The sequence below is a fragment of the Kitasatospora setae KM-6054 genome (assembly GCF_000269985.1).
Lineage (GTDB): Bacteria > Actinomycetota > Actinomycetes > Streptomycetales > Streptomycetaceae > Kitasatospora > Kitasatospora setae.
Map to the genome: position 1 here is coordinate 40216 of NC_016109.1, position 18433 is coordinate 58648.

Consider the following 18433-nt stretch of genomic DNA (forward strand, 5'->3'; position numbering starts at 1 on the left):
ATGCCCCGTGCTGCCCGCCGCAGATCGGCGGCCGCCGAGCGGCACGCCGACACCGTCCGCTTCGTGCTGTTCGAGGCGAGGCCCGCGGGCCTGGTCTTCGCCCAGCTCAGCCGGGCGTCCGGGCTGAGTACGAGTCAGACCCGCTCGGGGCTGGCCTGCCTGCGCGACACCATCGCCGAGCGGGGCTGGCCGCCCCTGATCTGGAGCCGGACCGACGGCTACAAGTTCTGCTCGGACCCCGTCGAGCTCCAGGCATACGAGGTCGCGGTGATCCGCGAGAAGCTCACCGAGATCCGCCGGTTCATCACCGGCGTCGTCGCCCCGCACGCTGTCCTGCAGCCCAAGGGCCGCTGGGTGAGGCACCTGAACACCCAGCTCAGCTCGGTGGAGTCCACCCTCGACGTGATCGCCGACTACATCGACGCGTGATCGTCACCCCCCTTCCGGGCCCGGCCGCCTTCGGCGGCCGGGCCCGCCAACAGCCCCTCGGAGAGGAGGAGTCGATGGCCCGCCGCCGCTGCTACCCCTCGGACACCTGGGACGAGGAGTGGAAGCTGCTGGAGCCGCTGCTGCCCGTCCCGGCCTGTGAGACGAAGGCCGGCGGGCGCCCGGAGAAGCACCCGCGCCGCGAGATCGTGGACGCGATCCGCTACGTCGTGGACACCGGCTGCAAGTGGCGGGCCCTGCCGAAGGACTTCCCGCCCTGGCGGACGGCTTACGGGTTCATGGCCCGCTGGGCGGCGGCCGGGGTGGTCGGCCGCATCCGCGACCAGCTCCGCCGACGCATCCGCCGGGACATGGGCCGCGGCCCGGAGGCGGTCGCCACGATCATCGACTCGCAGTCGGTGAAGGCCGCCGAGACCGTCGGGAAGGACTCGCGCGGCTACGATGCCGCGAAGAAGATCAACGGCAGGAAGAGGCACCTGGTCGTGGACACCAAGGGCCTGCCGCTGTTCGTGATGGTCACCCCTGCCGACGTCACCGACCGCGACGCGGCGAAGGAGGTGCTGTTCCGGCTCAGGTTGATGCACCCGGAGATCACGATCGTCTGGGCCGACTCCGCCTACGCGGGCCAGCTGGTGAGCTGGGCGAAGAAGTACCTGAACCTCACGGTCAAGACCGTCAACCGGCCCAAGGAGGCCAAGGGGTTCGTGGTCCTGCCCCGGCGCTGGGTGGTCGAGCGCACCCACGCCTGGGTGATGCACGCCCGCCGGCACGCGCGCGACTACGAACGGCTCGTCCAGCACTCCGAATCGCTGATCACCTGGGCCACGATCACCGTGATGACCAGGAGAATCACCCGGCGCAACTCCACCCGGACCGGACAGACGGCCTCCCGCGAAACCCAGCGGGACTGATCGTTCTCACTACCACCGCCGTCACTCGGTCCGGGACCGGGCCGCAGCGCGTCCGCAGTCCACTCTCCCACGGCCGCTGACCGCCCGTCAGGCCGTTCGCCGACGCCGGGTCGCTTCCTGCCCGATGATGTTGACCGCCAGGCAGCGAGGTGAGCGATCCGGACGGGAGAAGTGCACCAGCATGGAGCTGATCAGCGGCGCCGGCCTGCACTCCAGGCCCTGGCCGGAGCTGATGCCCGACGGGCGCCCGGCGCTGATCCTCCCCGCCGCCCCCGACCGCCCGGTGATCGCCCAGGACGGCTGGGCCGACCGCACCACCGCCTTCGACCCGGCCGCCGGGCCACAACCGGGCTGGTCAGCGGTCCTGGACGACTACCGGCTGACCCTCCACCGCCCCGGCGGGACGGCCTGGTTCGACGGCGAGATCGGCGCGGACCGGCACTGGCGCCGCCGCCTGCGTGACCACCGCACCCTGCTGCTGATCACCGGCCCGTTCACCGGCGTCTTCGACTTCCGGCCCGCGGCCGAGGCCGGACGGCTGTCCCTCCTCACCACCCCGGCCCGGCTCGCCAGCGACCTCTGAACCGAGCACGTCGAGGGGGCCGCCGACGGCCCCAACTGAGGTCCGGGCCTGGGAAGATGCCGGCAGGAACCTCCCGAACAGGTACCAGGAACTTTGCTATGAAATGAAACGGAGAGCGGCAAATCATGCATCTCGTCTACCTGGTTACCCCTGTTGGCGGTTCAGGCTGGCGCACATACGGCACGCGCCCCGGCTACTACGGCTCGGCAGCCGAGCTGGCTGTCCAGGTCGCAGATATCGCCCGTGCCGAGCACTTGGAATCGGGGCCGATAACCGTGCATGTGTGGATACATCGGGGAAGGGAAGAGCGCGACCAAGCCCCGGTTCCGGACAGTGCCACGGTGCACAGGTGTGCAGCGCCCGACCTTGCGCCCCCGGAGCCCCAGATCAGGACGAAGGTGACCTTTACAACCGTAGTCGTGTTTCTGTTGACCGCCTGGCTGATCATTCAGGTAGTGGCGCCGTGGCTGATCGCCATCTACGGGATGCTCTTCACTCCCCGCTTGCCCATCCAACCTGTGCCGCCGACCGCTCCCTGAGCCCTGGTCGAAGAGCCAACCGCAGGTCATGCAGAACGCCCCTGTTCCACCCTGTTCGATTTCCGACCAGGGCAGATCCTGTCAGGAACTTCGAAAACAGGTACTGACTGGGCGTTTCACCCGTAGTTGGGATGGTTGGTCTCGTTTTCCGGGGAGCTCGGGCTGCCGGCGTTCGGTGACGCTTGGGGTCCTGGTGGCAGGAGTGCCACTGTTACCCCTATGTCCGCCGGAACTGCGCGGTTCCTCCTGTCTCGTCCCAAGAAGTCGAGCCCACCGGCTTTTGTCTCTCGGGTGCCGCGAGCCCTGGGCAACGCGGCAATCCCGCAGTATGCCGTTGTCATGACGGATCGTCGACGGTATCCGAGCGACCTGTCCGACGCCCGCTGGGCCCTGGTCGAACCCACCCTCACCGCCTGGCGTCGGGCCCGCACCGAGCGGGCCCTCGCGTTCGGCCGCCCTCCCGAACACGAACTGCGCGACCTCCTGGACGCGATCCTCTACGTGGATCGCACCGGCATCCCCTGGCGCTACCTCCCGCACGACTACCCGCCGTGGGAGACCGTCTACGCCTACTTCGCCCGATGGCAGAAGGAAGGCGTGTTCGAGCAGCTCAACGGACTGCTGAGGCGTCTGGTCCGCACGGCTGAGGGCCGCGGTCCGGAGCCGACGGCGTGCATCGTCGACTCGCAGAGCGTGAAGACCTCCACGAACGTCCCCACCTCCTCGCAGGGCGTCGACGTCGGCAAGAAGATCGTGGGCAGGAAGCGCAGCATCGTCACCGACACGATCGGCCTGCTGCTGATGATCCTGGTCACCGCCGCGAGTGTGCAGGACGGCGCCGCCGGCAAGCAGTTGCTGACCGCGGTCGCCACCGAGCACCCCGCCATCCGCAAGGCCTGGACCGACATGGGCTACAAGAACGCCGTCGTCGAACACGGCGCCACCTTGGGCATCGACGTCGAGATCGTCCGCCGCGACCCTGCGACCAGAGGATTCGTCGTCCAGCCCCGCCGCTGGGTCGTCGAACGGACCTTCGGCTGGCTCATGAACCACCGCCGTCTCGCCCGCGACTACGAAGCCCTCCCGGCCCGTTCCGAAGCCATGGTCCACGTCGCGATGATCAGCCTCATGACCCGCCGTCTCACCGGCGAATCCACCCCCACCTGGCGCGGAACATGAACTCTGAACGCAGGGATGAAACGCCCAGTGACTGGGCGTTTCACCCGTAGTTGGGATGGTTGGTCTCGTTTTCCGGGGAGCTCGGGCTGCCGGCGTTCGGTGACGCTTGGGGTCCTGGTGGCAGGAGTGCCACTGTTACCCCTATGTCCGCCGGAACTGCGCGGTTCCTCCTGTCTCGTCCCAAGAAGTCGAGCCCACCGGCTTTTGTCTCTCGGGTGCCGCGAGCCCTGGGCAACGCGGCAATCCCGCAGTATGCCGTTGTCATGACGGATCGTCGACGGTATCCGAGCGACCTGTCCGACGCCCGCTGGGCCCTGGTCGAACCCACCCTCACCGCCTGGCGTCGGGCCCGCACCGAGCGGGCCCTCGCGTTCGGCCGCCCTCCCGAACACGAACTGCGCGACCTCCTGGACGCGATCCTCTACGTGGATCGCACCGGCATCCCCTGGCGCTACCTCCCGCACGACTACCCGCCGTGGGAGACCGTCTACGCCTACTTCGCCCGATGGCAGAAGGAAGGCGTGTTCGAGCAGCTCAACGGACTGCTGAGGCGTCTGGTCCGCACGGCTGAGGGCCGCGGTCCGGAGCCGACGGCGTGCATCGTCGACTCGCAGAGCGTGAAGACCTCCACGAACGTCCCCACCTCCTCGCAGGGCGTCGACGTCGGCAAGAAGATCGTGGGCAGGAAGCGCAGCATCGTCACCGACACGATCGGCCTGCTGCTGATGATCCTGGTCACCGCCGCGAGTGTGCAGGACGGCGCCGCCGGCAAGCAGTTGCTGACCGCGGTCGCCACCGAGCACCCCGCCATCCGCAAGGCCTGGACCGACATGGGCTACAAGAACGCCGTCGTCGAACACGGCGCCACCTTGGGCATCGACGTCGAGATCGTCCGCCGCGACCCTGCGACCAGAGGATTCGTCGTCCAGCCCCGCCGCTGGGTCGTCGAACGGACCTTCGGCTGGCTCATGAACCACCGCCGTCTCGCCCGCGACTACGAAGCCCTCCCGGCCCGTTCCGAAGCCATGGTCCACGTCGCGATGATCAGCCTCATGACCCGCCGTCTCACCGGCGAATCCACCCCCACCTGGCGCGGAACATGAACTCTGAACGCAGGGATGAAACGCCCAGTGAGCATCTGTCAGCATGGCGGGGACGGCCGCGAACCCTGCCGCAGGTCTCACCGGCGCCTCGGGGCCGCAACCTCGTCTTGGGGCGGCCTGTGGGCGCCGCGCGGTGAAGACCCGTGCCGAGGTCGGTGTTCCCGCCCTGGCCCGAGCGGCCAGCGGTGGAGCGTTCGCCGTGCCGGCTGGAACGCGGATCGGGAATCGGAGCGGTGCGCACCGCGGCGCGGACACCACCGCCTCTTCCGACAGCGCCTCGAAGCACCGGACCCAGGCCGGGCCGGGGTCCGGGTGGTTTCAGGGGGTGTACTGGAGGGTGGTGATGCCGTAGAGGTCGCCGCGCCGGCCGCCCGCGTAGACGAGGTGGGTCTGGGGGTCGAAGTCCAGTCCGAGGCCGTGCTGTTCGATCGGGGTGTCGGCGAGGACCGCGCGGGTGGCGAGGTCGACGACGGCCACCCGGTTGCGCAGGCTCGGTGACGGGTCGCCGGGCGGGCTGGTGGTCTCGGTGGTGAGGACGTAGGCGAGGCGGGCCTGGTCGTCGATGACGACGTCGTTGGGATGACCGGTCAGGCCGGTGACCGCGCGGACGGTGCCGTCGGCGGCGCTGCGGGTCAGGAGCCGGCCCGTACCGTCCTTGGCGCCGTAGAAGTACAGGTCGCCGGTGCCGGGGTCGGTCACGAAGGAGCCGGCGTCGGTGACGCCGGGCAGCCGGAGGTCCTCGTGCCGGGTGCCGTCGGTGCCGTAGGCGTGCAGGAGGGTGTCGGGGCCGGCGGGGGCGGTGACGTAGATCCGGTCGGTGCCGGGGACGACGGCGATCTCGCCGGTGCTGTCGGCGGGGAGCGTCACGACGGCGCGCTGCTTGCCGTCGGTGGTGCCGTAGACCATCAGGACGGCGTCGTGGCCGCGGCCGTCGCCGTCCTCGTCGTAGTAGGCGGCGACCAGGCCGCGGGTGCGGTCCAGGTCGAGGTCGGTGGTCATCGGCCCGGTGGGGCCGTTGGGCTCGGCGGCCTCGAAGAGGTAGTCGCTGTGGGGCCGCTGGCTCTTGCCGACGTACTGGCGGGAGAGCCGGGCATCGATCAGGTCCCAGGAGAACAGGTAGCCGGTGGTGTTGTCGATCGCGACGCGGGTGACCCGGTCGGTCTGGTCGGGTGCGATGAACAGGCCGGCGGAGTCGTTCTGCACGGGGATCCGGAGCCGTCCGCCCTGGAGCAGGTCGAAGAGGATCATCTCCTTGCGGGCCGAGTTGTAGAGCGCGTACGTGACCGAGGACATGTAGCGCTGGTCGCCTTCGGGCTTCCCGGTGTTCCCGTGGAAGCCCGGCTCCACCTCCGCGATCGAGGGCTTCGTGGCGCGCGGCGCGTGCGCTCCGGCGGGGGATCCGCTCGCGGAGGCGGGGCAGGCGACGCAGGCTGCGGTGCGCGGCGATCGCCGCGCACCGCAGCCGGCCGACTCGGAGGGACATGCGTTCGACTCCAGGAGGTGGCAGGGGATTCCGGGACCGCCGGGAGGACCTCACCGGCGGGGACGGTGCACAGCATCACCGGCGGGAAGGCCCGACCGCACCCGACGGCCGTCCCTCGCGCCGGATTGCACCCGGACGGCCGCGCTCGCCCGCGTTCCGTCATCTGTCCGGAGTGACGCAACCGGGACGATCCCGTATCGTGCGCTCCGCCCCCGGGACAGGTGGTCGCGGTCGGCACCCCGTTCACGGCTTTCGCGGACCGGGACACGAACGGCGAATGCGGGCCGCCGCCGGTGCCGGATGGTGCCATGGGGATCCACCAGGCGCTCGCGCGCCCCGACGCTCCGGACGCCCGAAGGGGCGGCAGGGCATCTGCGGCGGCTCCCGCGAGCGAGCCCTTCCCCCTCCCCGGCCCTCGTGCGCCGCCGAACACCCATGGAGTCCCGATGCGTACCCGTCCCCTCTCGCTGGCCCTGCCCCTGCTGCTCGGCGCCTCGCTCCTCCTCCCGGCCGCGTCTCCCGCCGCGGCCGGCGACGACGACGGCGCGAGCTGCCACGGCGCCTCCGGACACCAGACCTACGACCCCCCGCTGAGCGCGGAGCCGAAGACCACGACCGTGACCACCACCGTCCTGTACGAGATGTGCGAGCACTTCCCCGCCGAGACCGCGAAGAGCGTCACCACCCGCACCGTGCGGGCCAGTTGCGAAGAGCCCGACGACCTGGACGCGCTCACCGAGGTCACCGTCGTCTTCGACAGCACCCCCGCCACCTCCACCACCCTGAAGGGCACTCCCGAACGCCGCTCCCAGGACACCGCCGTCCTGAAGGGCACCGTGACCGCCGGCGAACACCAGGGCTGGCGCGGCGAGTACACCTTCACCCTCCCCAGGATCAGGACCGAGGAGTGCGAACGCGACACCCTCGCCCGCGCCGAACTGGGCTGGCTCGACGCGTTCATCGGCCTCTTCCCCGACCGCCGCACGACCGACCGCCAGAGCTGAGCCCACCGCGGACCCCGCTGCGACCCGCCGCCGGATCAATCGCCGGAGGCGCCCAGGCGGGGCCGGCTGGCGGTGTAGTAGGCGTCGAGCATGTCGGCGAGCTCGGGGAAGGCGGGGATGTAGGCGAGGACTTCCGGCGGCGGGGTGATGGTGTCGTGGGTCCGCTCGGCGACGGCCCGGTACTTGGCCTCGTACATCTCTTCGAGGTGGACGGGCCATTCGACGGGCAGCGACCAGTTCCACTCGTGGCCGACGGCCAGGCGGTGCACGGTGGCGTGGCGGACGGTGTCCCGGCGGTCCATGGTCTGGATCGGTGGCCGGGTCGGCCGGAAGAGGTCCATCTCCGGTGTGGGCGGCGTTCCGTCGAGGATCCGGTCGGCCAGCCGGGAGGCCAGGAGCGGGGAGGTGTGCAGGCCGTCGCGAAAGGTGCCGGTCATCAGCCACAGCCCCGGCAGGAGGGTCTCTCCGAGGAGGGGGTGGCCGTCCAGGGTCATCGGCCGGTTCCCGACCCTGGTGGCGGTGATGTCGCTGAACCACAGGTCCCTGCGCAGTTGCCGGGCGGCGCAGTCCAGCAGGAACGCCAGGTCGCGGACGCTGGGGTCGCTGCCCGGGCGGGGCCGGGTGGTGTTGGTGGCGCCCACGTAGACCCGGTCGGGACCGCGCGGCACGGTGTGCAGCCCGCAGCCGAAGGAGCGGTTGGGGGTGCGCACGACGCAGTCCGGCGGGGCGGCGGCCGGGCCGTTCGACAGGACCACCGACACGCCGAACCCGCTGATCAGCCGGGGTACGGGGGCGCTGACCTCGGGGGGCAGCGAGTCCATCAGCGCCTGGGTGCCGACGCCGGCGGCCAGCACCACCCGGTCACCGGCCAGCACCGTCCCGTCGGCCAGGGCGATCCCGCCGGCCCGGCCCGCGCCGTGGACGACGCGGACGGCGTGCTCGGGGACCAGGACGCCTCCCAGCCGGACGACGGCGCGGTGCAGGACCTTGAGCAGCGCGCCGGAGTCGACTCCGTGCTCGCGGGGGAGGAAGAGGCCGGCCAGCGGCCGGGCGGTCGGCTGCGGATCGAGCCAGGGGACGGCCTCGGTGGGATCGACGCTCTCGAAGGGCTCCCCGTGGAGCTCCAGCGCGGCGCGGATCGCCGTCATCGCGGTGTCGTCGATCTCCGCCATGCCGATCGTGTTGTGGATGACGAGCGTTCCCCGCGCGCACCGGACCGTTGCGCCGCCGTCCTCCTCCAGTCCGGCGAGCCAGTCGTCCCACAGGCGGGCCGCGAGCACGTCCATCTCCAGCCGGGCCCGCCCGTGCGCGGTGGCCGTCGTGGTCGCGGTCACCTCGCCGAAGCACCCGTTCATCGCCCCGGACGCCGTCGACGCGGCCAGCGGCCGGTTCCCGTCGCCGACCACCGCCACCCGCGCGCCCCGCCGCAGCAGCACCACCGCCAGGGACATCCCCAGCACCCCGTTGCCGACCACCACCACGTCGAACGCCTGCCCGCCCCGGCCGCCCGCCCCGGGGGTCTCCGTCGTGTCCGGTTCCCGACTTCCCACAGCAAGTCCTTTCCTCCCCGGGCGGATCCGGGGGTCGTCCTCGACTCCGGCGGCGCGTCTCGGCGTGCTGTCGGTGCCGGGTTCAGCCGATCAGGAGGTCGGTCACGGCGACGGTGCCGGAGACCGTGGCGAGTGCGGCCTCGCAGCGCAGGACCTGTTCGGACGGGGTGACGCGTACGTCGGTGAAGGGCTGTCCGGCGAACAGGCCCGAGACGACGGTCCCGCTGCCGTTGCCCACGATGGTGGCGCCGACGAAGGTGGCCGTGTACGTGCCGGTCAGGGTGGAGGTCTGGCCGGTGTTCCAGGTGATGGTCCGGGTGAGCGTGCCGCTGCCCGCCAGCTGGCCGCAGGGGTAGGGCGTCGGCACCGGCACCACGAGGGACGCCGTCCCGGAGGTGACGGCGGTGCCGGGCGCCGCGCAGGGCGTCAGCACCTCGGAGAGCGTGATCGTGGTCGGGGCGCCCGCCGCGGTGAGCGGCGGGGCGTAGGTGCTCGTCGCGGTGCCCGGGCAGTCGAGCAGGGACCCGGCGGCGCGGGCCGGCGGGGCGGGCAGGACCAGCGCCGCCGCCGCGAGCAGCAGGGCGAGCAGCAGCGGGAGCGCGTTCGGCGGGCGGCGGGGCCGTCGGCCCCGGAGCCTCGGCGGTACGGGCGAGCGGGGATCCACGTGTCCTTCTCTCCTGGCGACGACCGTCGTGGGGGGGCGTGGCGAGAAAGTACTGCTCGACACGCCCCGCGTCACCACTTTCCGCGTTTCATCGATCGCGGAAAGTGACGAAAGGAGTGCGGGTGGATCGGCGGCGGCGCCCTCCCCGTCGCCGGGGCGGGGCGGGGTGGATCAGCCGGCGGATCAGCCGGCGGGCGGAGCGGACGGGCCGCCCGGGTCCCGGCGCGCGTACGAGGCGGTGAGGCGCGCCACGCCGTCGGCGGCCCACCGGGGTCCCGTCGGAGCCGCGACGCGCGGGCCCGGCCGCGGGCCGTCTTGGCGGTCGGCCCGAACGGGTAGACCCCCGGGGCGGGAACCGTGCCCGGACCCGCCGTCCGCACCGAGGAACACGAGGCTCCCATGGGCGTCAGGACAATCGTCGGCCTGATCGTGGCCGTCCTGCTGGTCGTCTACCTCATCCTGTCCATCAAGTACCCGGACCGCTTCTGACCCGGCGCGGCCGGCCGCACGGGTCGTTGCGTGACGCGCATTCGCTGACGAAACGTCCGGTGCGCGAGGCCCCCCGGTGGCGGGGTGGGACGGCTCCGGGCCGGTTCCCGGCGGGGCCGGGGGCTGGGCCGTCCAGGGGAAGGGGGTGAAAGCCCTCATGGGCGCGGGAAGGGATGCGCTCGTCCGTCCGTCGCCCCTCCTCCTGGAGTGCCATGGACATCCGGCTGCTCAACACCTTCGACACCCCCACGCTGGCCGTCCTCGTGGTCGGGGTCATCGTGGCCCTCTCCGTTCTCGCCGTCCTGCTGGTCCGACGCCGCTACCCGGGGCTGGCCGAGGGCGAGCACAACGACATGATCGGCACCGTCCTGGGCATGTTCGGCGCGATCTACGGGATCATCCTGGCCTTCGTGATCGTGACGCTCTGGACCCAACTCGACACCACCAACACCATCGTGGCCTCGGAGTCCACCGCGGCCGCCACCCTGGTCCGCGACGCGGGGGCCTTCCCGCCCGCCGAGCGGGACCGGATCCGAGAGGCCACCGGCGCCAACCTGCAGGCCCTGTACGACGCCCTCCAGTCGTATGAGCCCGGCACCGAGACCGAGAAGGCGTACTACGGCCAGGCGACCGGCCAGCTGGACGAGATGGTCCTCCAGAGGCGAGCCCGGATCGCCATGGCCACCAAGGAACTCCCGCTCCTCCTCCAGGTGCTGGTGTACGGAGGGGCCCTCGTGATCATCCCTCTCACCTTCCTGTGCGGCGTCCGCAGCCGACGGATGCAGGTGCTGTTCGTCGGCACGGTCGCCATGCTGATCGGCTTCAGCCCGCTGCTCACCCTCGTCCTCGACCGCCCCTTCTCCGGAGACCTGAGCGCCTCCTCCGGCCCCTTCAAGGAAGGCGCGCTCACCCAGTTCTGGAAGTGAGCGCACGGGTTCCGTCACCACACCCGCGCGACGCAACCACGCAGCCGCGCAGCCGCGCAGCCGCGCAGCCGCGCAGCCGCGCAGCCGCGCAGCCACGGGACGGGGCCGCGCTCCCGCCGCCAGGGGGACCGGGACCACCTCACCGCCCTCGGCGGGATCCCGGCCCTGTCCCTGGACGCGCTGACCTCGGTGGCCTACGGGCCCGAGGCGGCGGCGGTGGTCCTGGCGGCGGCCGGCGCGGGCGCGATGGGCGCGATGCTGCCGCCGAACCTCGCCGTCGCGCTGCTGCTGGGCACCCTGGTGCTCTCCTACCGGCAGGTGATCGCCGTGCATCCCGGCGGGGGCGGCTCGTACGCGGTGGCCAAACAGGAGTTCGGCCGCACCACCGCGCTGCTCGCGGCAGCCGGCCTGGTGGTCGACTACGTCCTCACCGCCGCCGTCAGCCTGGCCACCGGCGCCGCCAGCCTCGCCTCCGCCTTCCCCGTCCTCAACGACCACCTGCCCCTGGTGGCGCTGACCGGGCTGGCCGTCCTCACGGCCGTCAACCTGCGCGGACTCGCCGACAGCGCACGCCTGTTGGCGCCGTTGACGCTGCTCTTCGTCCTCGCGGTGCTGGCCGTCGTCGTCCTGGGCGCCGCCCGCCCGCACCCGGTCGGCGCGGTCGGCGGCCCGCCCACCGTCGCCGTCACGCAGGGCCTGGGCGTGCTGCTCGTGCTCAAAGCCTTCGCCGCCGGCTGCACCGCGGTCAGCGGGGTCGAGGCGATAGCCAACGGCGTCCCCGCCTTCCGCCCGCCCCGGGTGCGCACCGCCCGGCGCACGCAGGTGCTGCTCGGCGTCCTGCTGGCGGTGATGCTGGTCGGCCTGGGCCACCTGATGGCCCGCGACCACGTCGTCCCGCGGGCCGACGTCACCGTCCTCGCCCAGCTCACGGCCCACTCCCTGGGCACCGGCTGGCCCTACTACGCCACCAACCTGACCGTCGCCCTGCTGCTGGCCGCCGCCGCGAACACCAGCTTCGGCTCGCTGCCGATCCTGCTCGCCCTGCTCGCCAGGGACGACCGGCTCCCCACCTCTTCGCGCTCCGCTCGGCCCGGCCGGTCCACCGCGCCGGCGTGCTGGGCCTGGCCGTCCTCACCGCGCTCCTGCTCGTGGTGACCGGCGCGGTCACCGAGCGGCTGATCCCGCTCTTCGCCCTCGGCATCTTCATCGGTTTCAGCGTCAGCCAGCTCGGCATGGTCCGGTACTGGTACCTGGCGCGCCCGGCCCGCTGGCGCCGCCTGGCCGTGCTCAACGGCACCGGGGCCGCGCTCACCCTGGTGGCCACCGCAGTCCTGCTGGTCCTCAAGTTCACCCGGGGCGCCTGGGCGGTCGTCCTGGTCGTCCCGCTGCTGATGCTGCTGTTCGCCCGGGTCGAGCGGTACTACGGCGCGGCGGCCGGGGCCGTCGGCGCCGGCCGCGTCCCGCCCCGGCCGGTGCCCGGACGCGGCCTGGTCGTCGTGCCGGTCGGCGAGCTGAGCGCGGTCACCGCCCACGTGCTGGCCCGCGCGCTCACCCTGGGCGGCGACGTCGTCGCCGTGACGGTGGACGTTCCCGGAACGGCCGCCCCGGCCCTGGCCCGCCAGTGGCGGGAATGGGACCCGGGCGTCCCCCTCGAAACCCTCCCCGGCACCCACCACGCGCTGCTCGAACCGATCGTCCGGTACGTCCAGCGGGCCACCGCGGAGGGCCGTGACGTCACCGTCCTGGTGCCCCGGAAACTCACCCGCCGCCACCGCGAGCGCCTCCTCCAGGGCGGGCGTCCCGCCGTCCTCGCCGCGCTCCTGCGCCGCCGCACCGACGCCGTCGTCTCCACCGTCCCCTACCACCTCGACACCGCGGCCCGCCCGCGCGCCGCCCGCCCCGAACCGCCCGTCGGCACCACCACCCCGTGACGGGCACCGGAACCGGCCCCGCCGGCCGCCGCTGCCCCGCCGACCGCCGCCGCCCCGGCCGCGCCGCCTTTCGTGACATCGCACGGATGGCGAAATCCCGGCCGACGGGCCGGGCCCCGCCGAGATCCGCTGGTCGGAGGCCCGGAGGGCCGGAGGCGCCGGGTCCGCGCTGCCGTGCTCGGCCGGGCCGGTTTGGAGGACGCGCGGGGAAGGTATTCCCCCGTTCCCGGCAGCACACCGCGGACTCCCGTCGGGGCGACAGCCCCTCACCGGCGGACCGCCGGACCGGCCCACCATCAAGGAGAAGCCCGTGACCCCGCGTTCCCTCGCACGCCTCTGCCTGACCGCCCTCCTGGTGGGCGGCCTCACCTGGACCGCCGGCCCGGCGGCCTCGGCCGCCCCGGCCGCCGTCCTCCGCCCGGTCGCCCCGGCGGCGGTCGCGGCGCCCGCCGGCTACGTGATGGTGTCGACCCACGAGATCGCCGCCACCGAGGTCCTCGGGGTGGACCTCCTCGCGGGCCGCGTCTCCGCGGTCGGCATCGGCCTGGACATCGCACCGGGCGAAACGGTGATCTTCGCGAAGTACAGCGGTACCGAGATCCGGCTCGACGGCGAGGACTACCTGCAGCTGAGCGGGAACGAGATCCTCGCCGTCGTCGGCTGAACACCGGCCCCCGCGCTCCCGGCGGCCGGAGCGCACCAGTGACGGGAGGGACTCCCTTGCCCCTCATCAGCGTGATCACCCCGGTCCACCCCGACAAGCACGCCTTCCTGTCCGAAACCTGGGCCTCCGTGCGCCGGCAGGCCCTGCCACCCGGCTGGGAGTGGGAGTGGCTGGTCCAGCAGGACGGGCCGGACCGGCCGGACGGGTCCGTGTGGGACGTCCTGCCCCGCGACCCCCGCATCCGCACCGGCTCCGCCCGGGCCGGCGGCGCGGGCGTCGCCCGGACCATGGCCCTGGCGAGGGCCCGCGGCACCCTGGTCAGGGCGCTGGACGCCGACGACCTGCTGCTCCCAGGTGCCCTGCACCGCGACGTCACGGCCCTCCACCGCACCGGGGCCGCCTGGTGCGTCTCGGCCTGCCTCGACCTGCTGCCCGACGGCACCCTGCGCCCCGGCCCCTGGGACCCGCCCGACGGGCCCCTCGAACTGGCCGCCCTGCGCCAGCGGTTCGAGGCCGGCGCCTTCCCCCTCGTGGGAACCCACCTCACCGCCCGCACCGACCTGGTCCGGGCGCTCGGCGGCTGGCCCGCCTACCCCGCCCTGGAAGCCCTCGCGATGGTCTTGTTCTGCGCCGCGCTCGCACCCGGCGTCATGATCGCCCAGCCCGGCGGGATCTACCGCAAGCACCCCGGCATGACCACCTCCGAACCCTCTTACCACCACGAGACGGACTTCGACGCGCTGCGCCGCTCGATCCTCACCCGCCTGGACTCCCCCGCCCGGGCGGGCTTCAGCTGGCTCCCCCGGCAGCCCGGCGCCCCGAACCCCACCCCGCCGGAGGACCGGGCGGACCCCGGGCCACGACGGCCGGGACGATGACCACCCGCCGGCGCCGGACCGCCCGCACGGGCAGAAACAGCACCCACTCCCCCGAAAGGAGCCTCCGATGAGGCGAAACCCCGTCCCCGGCCTGCTCGCCGCACTGGCGCTGGCGGCGGCCACGATCACGGTCACGGCGAACGCACCGGCCCGGGCCGCGGTGGGGGACGTGCTGTGCACGACGCCCAGCAGCGACTCCTCCGCCTACTGGCCGGCCCTCAGCCTGACGCCCGCCGCCACCGTCGTGACGATCACCCGGGACCTGAGCACCTGCACCTCGCTGAGCGTGCCCGCCATCGACTCGGCGCCCGTCACCGTCCACCAAGTGACCCTCCCCTCCTACTCCTGCCTCACCCTGCTGAGTTCGGCCCCCACCGTCATCAACTTCACCTGGAACAACGGCGCGACCACGGTCGTCACCGGGACCAGGACGGTCAACCTCGCCGCCGCCGCGCTCACCACCACGGTCACCGGCACCGTCACCTCCGGCCTGTTCACCGGCGACACCGTCGTCTACCAGCTCGTCGCCCCCTCGACCGACGTCCTGGCCTGCACCCTCGGCCTGGGCACGGTCTCCCGCATCGACAGCACCGCCACCCTCACCATCGGCTGAGCCCGCGACCGCGACGGTCGGCAGCGGGCGCGGGAGGCGGGAGACGGGAGGGGCGGTTCACGGCGGTTCCTCGATCCGGTGGTCGGGCCCGGCGGCGCGGCGCCGGGCCGGCGAAGGAGGTGCGGCGAGGTGCCCCGGACGCCTCCGGTGGAGCGGGGCGTCGGCGGGTGCGGGTCCATGAGGTCACGGCCGCGGGGCCCCCTCCTCCCCCGGTGCCCGCCGCTCCGTTCCCGAGTCGTCCCCACCACGGTGAGCGGCCGGGACGCGCTCGGGCGGCCTCGTCGCGGTCACGGGGCGCGGGCGTTCCACGCCCCGGATCCTCGACGGCTCGCGGCCGGGCCGCGGTTCCGTTCCGAACGGGATGTACCGAAACCCTTCGGCCGCCGGGACGGGCCGGGGCCCTCGCCGGGAGCGCCCGCGAGGAGGCCGTCGGGCCCGTCCGGCCCGCCGGGCCCGGCTCCGGGCGTCCTCCGGCTCCGACCCGGGGGCGCGGGTCCCGGGCCGGAGCCCCGCCGGTCGGCGGCGCCACCGTACGGATGGTTCGCGAACGGGCCTTCCACGGCTCACTGGTGCGCCGATCACCGGTTGCTAGTAGTGGAGGACATTTCGCTACGAACGGCATCGGCAGGCGTCACCATGAACCGCCCGTTCGGCTCAGGATTTGTCACATCGTCAGGAAAAGGTGGGCACGGCGATCGGCCTCCGGAGGAGGAGAGACTCCCCGGGCGTCCACGGGACCGGTTGCGGGCCTGCCTGGTTCCGCTGTGCGTGCTGCTCTGCCCGCTGCTGTCCGGCACCGGCCCGGCGGCGGCCGCGGCCGGGGCGCAGCAGCGCGGCCCCGCCCCCGCGCAGGCCCGGACGGCCGGGACGGGCACCCTGCTGTTCAGCGAGAGCTTCCAGGACGGCGCCGTCCCGGACCCGAAGCTGGTGCCGCTCGGCGATGCCTGTCTGACCGGTGCCCGTGGCGCGCCGCCCGCCGGGTCGTCGGCGCTGGGCCCCTGCTCCTCCTCGAACGGCGCCCCGGGCCGGGGCGGCAGCCCGGGGTACCTCCAGCTGACCGACAACCGGACGTACCGGTCGGGCGGGATCGTCTACAACCGTCCGCTGCCGGCCGCGTCCGGCGTGGTGGCCGAGTTCACCTCGTACCAGTACGGGGGCAGCGGCGCGGACGGCATCAGCTTCTTCCTGACCGACGGCGCGCAGCAGTTGACCCGCACCGGCGCGGTGGGGGCGGCGCTGGGCTACGCGGCGCTCAAGGGGGTCGACGGCGTGCCCGGCGGGTACGTCGGCATCGGCTTCGACGCCTTCGGCAACTTCCACACGGCGGGGGACGGGCTCGGCTCCGGCTGTCCCGCGCGCTCCGACACCTCGCGGGTCGGCAACGCGGTCGGGCTGCGCGGGCCGGGCGACGGCTCGTCCGGCTACTGCTACCTGGCCGGCAGCCTGAACGCGGCGGGCAGCGCCGGCGCGCTGCCCGGCCAGCTGCGCGCCGGCAGCCTGGCGTCGGCGGCGCGCAAGACCAGGATCACCGTCGGCCCCGGCGCCCTGCCGACGATCACCGTCGAGATCGACTTCAACGACGGCAAGGGCTACCGGCAGGTGCTGTCCCACACGATGACCACCCCGGCGCCGGCCACCTACAAGTTCGGCTTCGCCAGCAGCACCGGGCTGCTGTCGGACGTGCACCTGATCCGCTCGATGACGGTGGGCACGGTCGTGCCGCTGGCCCAGCTGAACCTGGTCAAGCAGATCGACCGCGGCACGGCCCAGCCGGACAGCTACAAGACCGGGCAGAGCGTCCCGTACCAGTTCGTGGTGACCAACAGCGGCACCGAACCGGTGCACGGGCTGCGGGTGGACGACCCGGGCGCCGGTCCGGTGGACTGCCCGGAGACGGACCTCTCCGCGGCCGGGTCCCCCGGGGCCACCGTGACCTGCACCGGGACGCACACCGTGACCGCCGCCGACCTCGGCGGGGGCGGGACGTTCACCAACACCGCGACGGCCACCGCGCTGGACGCCTCGGAGAAGCCGGTGGCCTCCAACCCGTCCTCGGTCACCGTCAAGGTCGAGGGCGTCGCGCAGCTGAGGCTCACCAAGACCTCGGACGCCCGCGAGCCCGTCAAGCCGGGCGACCGGATCACCTGGACCGTCACCGCCGCGAACCCGGCCGGGACCTCCGCCTACACCGGCGCGAAGTTCACCGACGACCTGTCCGGGGTCCTCGGGAACGCCGACTACGGCAACGACGCCGCGGCGAGTTCCGGCGTGGCCGCGGTCAGCGGCACCACCCTGACCTGGACCGGGAACGTGGCGGTCGGCCAGACCGTGACCGTGACCTACTCGACCACCGTCAAGCCGTACGGCAGCGGGAACGGCACCATGGCCAACACCGTGGTGGGCCCGGCCGACTCCAAACCGACGGGTTCCACCGGCTGTTCGCCCCGTAGCGCGGCCGGGGACGACGGCCGGGGCGGGCCGTCGTCCGGCCCGCCCCGGCCCGTTCGCTACCGCCGGGCGCCGGACCGCCGACGCCACCGCACCAACGCCCCGCCCGACAGGACGAGCACGGCGGCCGCCGCACCGAGCCCCGCCTCCCGCCCGCCGGCGGAACCCGTCGCGGCCAGCTCCGGCCCCTGCCCGGACCCGCCGGTGCCGACCGACGGCTCCGGCCGGCCCGGGGACGAGGAGGACGGGGACGCCGGGGAGGCGGACGGAGTCGGGGACCCGGTGGGGCTCGCGCTGGGGCTGGGGCTGGCGCTCGGGCTGGCGCTGACGCTCGGGCTCGGGCTCGGGCTCGGGCTGGACGCGACCGCGTTGCCGGTGACCTGGGCCGACACCTGGTAGGGCGGCAGCGGGTCCTCGTCCGCGGTCAGCGACACCGTCCCCGCGTACGGCCCCTCGGCGCCCGGCGTCCAGGTCAGCACGACGGTGCACGACTCGCCCGCCAGCAGCGCCACGTCCAGGTCGCAGGTGCCGCCGGTCCGCGTCACCCCGGCGGGCACCGTGAGCGGGACCCCGTCGAACCCGATCGAGGTCGTACCGCCGTTGGTCAGCGTGAGGGTGACCGTCGCGCTGCTCCCCACCGTCACCGTCCCGAAGTCCCCTCCGGTGAGCACCACGTCGCCCTGTGCCCGGGGCAGGGCGACGGCCCGGGCCGGGCGGTCGGCCCCGGCGGAGAAGGCGGGGGCGGCGCAGCACAGGACGGCGAGGGGGACGGCCGCGGCGCAGGCGGCACGGAGGATTCGCTGTCGCTTCACGGACACGGGGGGCTCCCGGAGGTCGGTTTCGGTGGAACGGGCCGCCCCACTATCCGCAGCGCGTTCCACCGCGCTCGGCCATTGGCCCGCCGGTGGGCGTGTGCCGGCGCCGGAACGGTGTCCCGCCGTCGGACCCCGGTCACCAGCGGGTGGCGCACACGAATGGATTCCGGTGGATTTTGGGCCCATATTCCTTATTCCTGCACATG

General features: G+C 73.3%; 18 protein-coding genes and 1 pseudogene. 15 read left to right on the forward strand and 4 right to left on the reverse strand.

Annotation, left to right across the window (positions count from 1 at the left end; genetic code table 11):
- From KSE_RS00145 to KSE_RS00170, 6 genes are all read left to right on the forward strand, one after another.
- A complete protein-coding gene (locus tag KSE_RS00145) occupies positions 1 to 429 on the forward strand; it encodes a hypothetical protein (RefSeq protein WP_014133205.1) in 429 nt (142 codons plus the stop codon).
- 74 nt (positions 430 to 503) lie between these two features.
- Positions 504 to 1358 (forward strand): IS5 family transposase, encoded by an 855-nt coding sequence (locus KSE_RS00150; protein WP_014133206.1) that lies wholly within the window; start codon positions 504 to 506, stop codon positions 1356 to 1358.
- 181 nt (positions 1359 to 1539) lie between these two features.
- On the forward strand, positions 1540 to 1941 hold the full coding sequence (locus KSE_RS41850; RefSeq protein ID WP_033258912.1) for a hypothetical protein: 402 nt from the start codon (positions 1540 to 1542) through the stop codon (positions 1939 to 1941).
- 125 nt (positions 1942 to 2066) lie between these two features.
- Positions 2067 to 2480, forward strand: a complete 414-nt coding sequence (locus KSE_RS00160; RefSeq protein ID WP_033258913.1) for a hypothetical protein — start codon at positions 2067 to 2069, stop codon at positions 2478 to 2480.
- A 339-nt stretch (positions 2481 to 2819) separates the two neighbouring features.
- Complete coding sequence (locus tag KSE_RS00165) at positions 2820 to 3659, forward strand: IS5 family transposase (RefSeq protein WP_014133208.1); 840 nt, start codon at positions 2820 to 2822, stop codon at positions 3657 to 3659.
- 263 nt (positions 3660 to 3922) lie between these two features.
- Positions 3923 to 4762, forward strand: a complete 840-nt coding sequence (locus KSE_RS00170; protein ID WP_014133208.1) for an IS5 family transposase — start codon at positions 3923 to 3925, stop codon at positions 4760 to 4762.
- Between the two features lie 318 nt (positions 4763 to 5080).
- On the opposite strand, the gene KSE_RS00175 is transcribed toward KSE_RS00170, so the two are convergent.
- Positions 5081 to 6109 carry a YncE family protein gene (locus KSE_RS00175; protein WP_014133209.1) on the reverse strand — a complete coding sequence of 343 codons (1029 nt, stop codon included), beginning with the start codon at positions 6107 to 6109 and terminating at the stop codon, positions 5081 to 5083.
- A gap of 582 nt (positions 6110 to 6691) precedes the next feature.
- On the opposite strand from KSE_RS00175, the gene KSE_RS00180 reads away from it, so the two are divergent.
- Positions 6692 to 7249 (forward strand): hypothetical protein, encoded by a 558-nt coding sequence (locus KSE_RS00180; protein WP_014133210.1) that lies wholly within the window; start codon positions 6692 to 6694, stop codon positions 7247 to 7249.
- 35 nt (positions 7250 to 7284) lie between these two features.
- Here the strand turns inward: KSE_RS00180 and KSE_RS00185 are convergent, their stop codons facing one another.
- Together KSE_RS00185 and KSE_RS00190 are read right to left on the reverse strand one after the other, a co-directional pair.
- Positions 7285 to 8799, reverse strand: a complete 1515-nt coding sequence (locus KSE_RS00185) for an NAD(P)/FAD-dependent oxidoreductase (protein WP_014133211.1) — start codon at positions 8797 to 8799, stop codon at positions 7285 to 7287.
- An 82-nt stretch (positions 8800 to 8881) separates the two neighbouring features.
- Positions 8882 to 9463, reverse strand: coding sequence for a hypothetical protein (locus KSE_RS00190; RefSeq protein ID WP_014133212.1), 582 nt, complete (start codon positions 9461 to 9463; stop codon positions 8882 to 8884).
- A gap of 399 nt (positions 9464 to 9862) precedes the next feature.
- On the opposite strand from KSE_RS00190, the gene kdpF reads away from it, so the two are divergent.
- The 8 genes from kdpF to KSE_RS41855 all read left to right on the forward strand — a co-directional run bounded on the left by kdpF (position 9863) and on the right by KSE_RS41855 (position 17811).
- Entirely contained in the window at positions 9863 to 9952 is a 90-nt protein-coding gene (gene kdpF, locus KSE_RS39260) for a K(+)-transporting ATPase subunit F (protein WP_014133213.1), read from the forward strand.
- A gap of 212 nt (positions 9953 to 10164) precedes the next feature.
- Positions 10165 to 10878: a bestrophin-like domain gene (locus KSE_RS00200; RefSeq protein ID WP_014133214.1), complete on the forward strand. Its 714-nt coding sequence runs from the start codon at positions 10165 to 10167 to the stop codon at positions 10876 to 10878.
- Positions 10879 to 11067: 189 nt separating this feature from the next.
- Entirely contained in the window at positions 11068 to 12033 is a 966-nt protein-coding gene (locus KSE_RS46150) for an APC family permease (RefSeq protein ID WP_014133215.1), read from the forward strand.
- Complete coding sequence (locus tag KSE_RS46155; RefSeq protein WP_014133216.1) at positions 11991 to 12809, forward strand: hypothetical protein; 819 nt, start codon at positions 11991 to 11993, stop codon at positions 12807 to 12809. The genes KSE_RS46150 and KSE_RS46155 overlap by 43 nt, the downstream gene beginning before the upstream one ends.
- Positions 12810 to 13119: 310 nt before the next feature.
- A complete protein-coding gene (locus tag KSE_RS43960) occupies positions 13120 to 13473 on the forward strand; it encodes a molecular chaperone (RefSeq protein ID WP_014133217.1) in 354 nt (117 codons plus the stop codon).
- 56 nt (positions 13474 to 13529) lie between these two features.
- A complete protein-coding gene (locus tag KSE_RS00215) occupies positions 13530 to 14351 on the forward strand; it encodes a glycosyltransferase (RefSeq protein ID WP_051055069.1) in 822 nt (273 codons plus the stop codon).
- A gap of 67 nt (positions 14352 to 14418) precedes the next feature.
- Positions 14419 to 14964, forward strand: a complete 546-nt coding sequence (locus KSE_RS00220) for a hypothetical protein (protein WP_014133219.1) — start codon at positions 14419 to 14421, stop codon at positions 14962 to 14964.
- 741 nt (positions 14965 to 15705) lie between these two features.
- Positions 15706 to 17811 carry a DUF7927 domain-containing protein gene (locus KSE_RS41855; RefSeq protein ID WP_033258914.1) on the forward strand — a complete coding sequence of 702 codons (2106 nt, stop codon included), beginning with the start codon at positions 15706 to 15708 and terminating at the stop codon, positions 17809 to 17811.
- Between the two features lie 29 nt (positions 17812 to 17840).
- Here the strand turns inward: KSE_RS41855 and KSE_RS46285 are convergent.
- A pseudogene (locus KSE_RS46285) lies at positions 17841 to 18413 on the reverse strand (choice-of-anchor D domain-containing protein); the annotation flags it as partial.
- Between the last annotated feature and the right edge of the window lie 20 nt (positions 18414 to 18433).